The organism is Christiangramia marina, assembly GCF_048285865.1.
GTDB lineage: Bacteria > Bacteroidota > Bacteroidia > Flavobacteriales > Flavobacteriaceae > Christiangramia > Christiangramia marina.
The window spans coordinates 146,603-151,635 of sequence record NZ_JBLVTK010000001.1; the positions used below are offsets into that span (position 1 = coordinate 146,603).

The following is a 5,033-nucleotide window of genomic DNA, read 5'->3' on the forward strand; positions in this document are numbered from 1 at the left end:
GCAGTTCGTGATGTTCGAAACGATGGACGAACTAAAGGTTAAGATCAAAGAAGACATAAGCTAAGAATAGATGACTCATTGCAAAAATTGCAATTTTTCGATATCAGAAGAACAGAATTATTGCTCTAATTGTGGAGCTAAGATCGTACGGGACAAGCTTAGTGTTCCCTATCTTTCTGGGGAATTCTTTGAATCATTCTGGAGTATTGACTCCAACAAACCAGTACTTACTTTTATTGACCTTTTCCGTAGACCTGTGAATGTGATTCAGGGATATATTGAAGGACTGCGTAAGAAATATATTAATCCTTACGGATACTTTACCATTGCGCTAACCCTTACTGGTCTATACACTTACGTTAACCTGAAATATTTTCCAGAATATTTAGATGGTGGAGGCCTTGAGGTTAATACAGGAGAACGTGATATAACCAGGGAGGTCACTACGATGATCCTGGAACACATGAACCTCATCACTTTTCTGTTCATTCCGGTAATCACCGTGTTCTCCAGGCTGGTATTTTTAAAAAATAAGAAATACAATCTTGCCGAGCATTTGATCGTTCACCTTTATGCTTACTCACATATAAGTATCGTTTTTGCGATCCTTATTCTATTTTCTTTCAGCAATCAGTCGGTTTTTGCAGTTATGAATTATGCTAGTTTACCTTTTTATTTGATTTATTACGGGTATATTTTTAAAAAAATGTATGATCTAAGCTTATGGAAGATAATTCTTAAAAGTCTACTTTTTCTGCTTTTGATTCTGCTTGTATTCTTAATGGTTAGCCTTGTCATTGGTATTTACATGGCCAAACTAAAGGAAGTTATCTAAATACTCTCTTCTTCTTTGAACTGCACTTCATAAAGTTTTCGGTAATACCCATCGGTTCTCTGAAGTAAACTTTGATGATTACCAATTTCTACGATTTTACCCTGATCCATTACAATAATCTTATCGGCTTTTTTAATGGTCGCAAGCCTGTGGGCGATAACGATGGAAGTTCGACCTTCAGTGATCTTATCTGTAGCGTCCTGTATAAGTTGTTCACTATAGGAGTCTACGGAAGATGTTGCTTCATCCAACACAAGGATACTTGGATTACTTACATACGCTCTTAAAAATGAGATCAACTGTCGCTGTCCGGAAGAAAGCATTGCTCCACGTTCCTTTACATTATAATAATAACCGCCAGGAAGGGAATCAATAAATTCATGAATCCCAATCTGCTTTGCAGCCTTGATCACATCTTCATCTGAGATATCAGGATTATCAAGATTGATATTATTCATGATCGTATCTGCGAACAAGAATACATTCTGAAGAACCACAGCGATTTGAGATCTTAAAGATTTCAGCTCCAGATCCTTGATATCCTGCCCGTCTATTTCAATGACTCCACTATCGATTTCGTAAAATCTGCTCAGTAAATTAATAATGGTTGATTTCCCAGCACCGGTAGCTCCAACAATTGCCACGGTTTCACCAGGCTCTACTCTAAACGAGATTCCTTTTACAACTTCTTCTTCTGGGATGTAACTAAATCTTACGTCTTTAAATTCGATCTCTCCGTCAAGATGCTCTACTGCAATAGTTCCGTTATCTTCTATCGTGGATTCTGTATCCAGGATCCCGAATACCCGGTTTGCAGCGACCATTCCCATTTGCAACGTATTGAACTTATCGGCAATTTGGCGCAGTGGCCTGAATAACATCTGGCTCAGTTCTATAAATGCGACAATGATACCTAGAGACATATCATCACCGGCAACTACCCGTAAACCACCAAACCATACGATTAAACCTATTGTAATAGATGTGGACATTTCAGCAATTGGGAAAAAGATGGAGTTATACCAAACGGTTTTTACCCATGCTTTTCTATGTTTATCATTGATCTTTTTAAAGTTTTCGTATTCAGTTTTCTCGCGGGTAAATAACTGTACGATCTTCATCCCGGTGATACGTTCCTGTACGAAAGTATTCAAATCTGCCACCTGAGTTCTGACTTCTTCAAAAGCTAACTTCATTTTCTTCTGAAAGACTCTCGTAGCGTAGATAATAAAAGGCAAAACTGTAAGTACGAGCAAGGTTAGCTCCCAGCTTTTATAGAACATTACACCAATCACTACCAACATTTTCAGTAGATCTGAAATAATCATAAATAATCCCTGGCTAAAAATACTGGCAATCGTCTCAATATCACTTACAGCCCTGGTCACTAATCTTCCAACTGCAGATTTATCATAATACTGCATTTTAAAGCCAAGCATGTGTTTGAAGAGTTTTACCCGCAAATCACGAACAACCTCCTGCCCAAGCCAGTTAGCATAGTAGATAAAACAGAACTGGAAGATCACTTCCAGCACCAGAACCCCAATCATCAGGCTCACATAATATATAAGACTGTCAAAATCTGCCGGGATAAGAGCCTCATCTACCGTTTCCTGCAGCAAAATAGGCCTTAGAACTCCAAATAGAGAAACAAGGACGGCGGCAACACCTACAAAATAAAATATTCGTTTATAGGGATTGGTGTATCCAAGCAAACGCTTGAAAAGCGCCATATCAAATGCATTTCCTGTATTAGATGCCATCTAGTTCTCTTATCGTTTCAGGATATTCGATCCTGGTTAAATATAATCCATGTGCCGGGACCGAAGTTCCAGCTTTTCCCCTGTCTTTACTTTTGATCACCTCGTGAATATATTCCACCGGCTGTTTGCTTTGTCCAATTTCAAGCAGAGTTCCTACCACTGCGCGCACCATATTACGCAAAAATCGATCTGCAGTGATATAAAAAATAAGCTTCCCGTCCTTTTCCACCCATTTCGCTTCATCGATACGGCAGTTATACGTATGTACATCTGTGCGCGATTTGGAAAAACACTGAAAATCTGAATACTCCTTCAGGATCTCTGCAGCTTTGTTCATTTTATCCAAGTCAAGTTCATAGCGAAAATACCATGCCTGATCGTAAGCGAATACATCTTTATACTGAAGTAGATGATACTCGTAACTTCTAGCCACAGCATCAAATCTCGCATGAGCATCCTTCCTTACCTGAAATACTTCAGAAATTGCAATATCCTTCGGAAGCATGGAATTTAGCTTATAAGCAAGATTTTCACCATCAAGTTCTTCCGAAGCATCAAAATGAGCAAACATTTGTCGTGCATGCACACCAGCATCTGTCCTTCCAGCACCAACAATGGCTACTGAAAATGGTAACACTTTGCTTAGATTTTGTTCAAGAACCTCCTGAACACTAATAGAATCAGGTTGATTTTGCCAGCCGTGATAAGCTTTACCGAAATATGAGAGCTTCAGGAAATACCTCAAGTCAGCTTTATTTTTATATTAGCGAAATGCAAAGATAAGGCAATTATAGCAAGGAAAAATGGCTGATTTCTCTTCCTTTGTTAAACGACTTTTAAAACTGAAGACTTTGAAGAAGATTCTATTACTAAGTGACACACATAGTCATATGGACGAAAGAATTTTGCATTATGCCGGTGAGGCAGACGAAATATGGCATGCGGGTGATATTGGCAAAACTGATGTAACCGATAAGCTTAAGCAAATTAGACCGCTGCGAGCTGTTTACGGGAATATAGATGATGCTGAAATACGTAAAGAATTTCCATTAAACCAGCGTTTCATGTGTGAAGAGGTAGATGTCTGGATCACACATATTGGTGGCTACCCGGGAAAATATTCTCCAGCGATTCGCGAAGAGATCAGGCAACATCCCCCAAAACTGTTCATTTGTGGTCATTCACATATTCTGAAAGTGATGAACGATAAAAACCTCGGACTTCTACATATGAATCCAGGTGCGGCAGGGAAACATGGATTTCACAAGAAAAGAACCATGTTGCGCTTCAAGATTGATAAAAAAGAAATTAAGGAACTGGAAGTTATTGAATTGGAATAATTAAAAAACCCGAAGCTTTCACTTCGGGTTTTTCACGCACTAATACTACTAAGATGATAGGCTTATCGTAATCGATCTACAGATTTTACGAGATCTTCGTCCTTCTTGATGGCCTTATTGGCCAAAACAATAAAAACGATAGAAATAATAGGAAGAAACATCCCAATACCTTTCTCTGAGATATCCATCTCTCCAGGTAAAGTTAGAGACCAATAAACAAACACTCCTAGTAAAAAAAGATTTAATATGATATTTAGACGCCCCAATACAAATTGAAGCTTTCTATTTTTAAACATGATGATACTCACCAGCGAAATTGCTGCTGAAGCAAGAAACATTCCCAGCGCGATTAATACTTCGTGAGCATAAACAAATTCACCTGCTGAATTCTCCCAAAGCGGAAGAACGAAAATGAGCCCGGCACTCACAATAACCGCTAATAATAACCAAATAGTCTGTATTCTCTGAAGCATATTTCCTGCGATTGCGGCACAAAAATAAAAGATTCTTTTTAGAATCATTGGGTAAAAGAATAAAATAAAGTTGTATAATTGCAGTAACAATGCGTAACCTATTCAATACAGGTTACTTAAGTCTCCAAAACTTTTTATTCTTCTTCGAGAAGTTTTTAAATCAATCCAATCTTATAATTATTTCACTGAATACATGTTCGAAATTTCAGAATTAAAAGCTAAAAAGCTTCCTGAACTTAAGGAAATTGCTCAATCGCTAAATGTTCCTAAGTATAAAACCCTTAAAAAACTGGATCTAGTTTACCAGATCCTGGACTACCAGGCAGCCAACCCAGCAAAAGTAAAAGAAGTACTTACAGAAGATAGTGCCGAACCGGCTAAGCAGGAAACCACAAAACCTTCAAAGGTTGGAAGTGAAAAAAAACCTGCTAAACCTGCTGCAAAAGCACCTAGGCCTTCCAGAAAAGAGTCTGATCCAAAGGAAGATAAAAAGGAACCAAGACAGAAAAGTACTCGCGAGCGTAGTTCTTCTAGCGCAAAAACTGATGATCGCAAAAAGAGCGACAACAGAAATGATAATCGCAACGATCGTAATGATCGCAACGACAGTCGCAACGATCGC

At 38.4% G+C, this 5,033-nt stretch carries 6 protein-coding genes; 3 read left to right on the forward strand and 3 right to left on the reverse strand.

Going from position 1 to position 5,033, the window contains the following annotated elements:
- Positions 1-70: 70 nt before the first annotated feature.
- Entirely contained in the window at positions 71-835 is a 765-nt protein-coding gene (locus ACNKXS_RS00705; RefSeq protein ID WP_417919206.1) for a DUF3667 domain-containing protein, read from the forward strand.
- Here ACNKXS_RS00705 and ACNKXS_RS00710 read toward each other — a convergent pair.
- Both ACNKXS_RS00710 and truA read right to left on the reverse strand, forming a co-directional pair.
- Positions 832-2,598 (reverse strand): ABC transporter ATP-binding protein, encoded by a 1,767-nt coding sequence (locus tag ACNKXS_RS00710; RefSeq protein ID WP_417919207.1) that lies wholly within the window; start codon positions 2,596-2,598, stop codon positions 832-834. The two genes, ACNKXS_RS00705 and ACNKXS_RS00710, sit on opposite strands and share 4 nt — an antisense overlap.
- Entirely contained in the window at positions 2,588-3,343 is a 756-nt protein-coding gene (gene truA / locus ACNKXS_RS00715; protein WP_417919208.1) for a tRNA pseudouridine(38-40) synthase TruA, read from the reverse strand. Before truA ends, ACNKXS_RS00710 begins: the two co-directional genes overlap by 11 nt.
- Before the next feature lie 106 nt (positions 3,344-3,449).
- Between truA and ACNKXS_RS00720 the strand changes: the two genes are divergently transcribed.
- Positions 3,450-3,938 carry a metallophosphoesterase family protein gene (locus tag ACNKXS_RS00720; protein WP_417919209.1) on the forward strand — a complete coding sequence of 163 codons (489 nt, stop codon included), beginning with the start codon at positions 3,450-3,452 and terminating at the stop codon, positions 3,936-3,938.
- A 62-nt stretch (positions 3,939-4,000) separates the two neighbouring features.
- On the opposite strand, the gene ACNKXS_RS00725 is transcribed toward ACNKXS_RS00720, so the two are convergent.
- Positions 4,001-4,411, reverse strand: a complete 411-nt coding sequence (locus ACNKXS_RS00725) for a DUF4293 domain-containing protein (RefSeq protein WP_295179977.1) — start codon at positions 4,409-4,411, stop codon at positions 4,001-4,003.
- 193 nt (positions 4,412-4,604) lie between these two features.
- Here ACNKXS_RS00725 and ACNKXS_RS00730 point away from each other — a divergent pair.
- Positions 4,605-5,033, forward strand: a 429-nt coding sequence (locus tag ACNKXS_RS00730) for a Rho termination factor N-terminal domain-containing protein (protein ID WP_417919210.1), incomplete at its 3' end; no start/stop codon positions are given.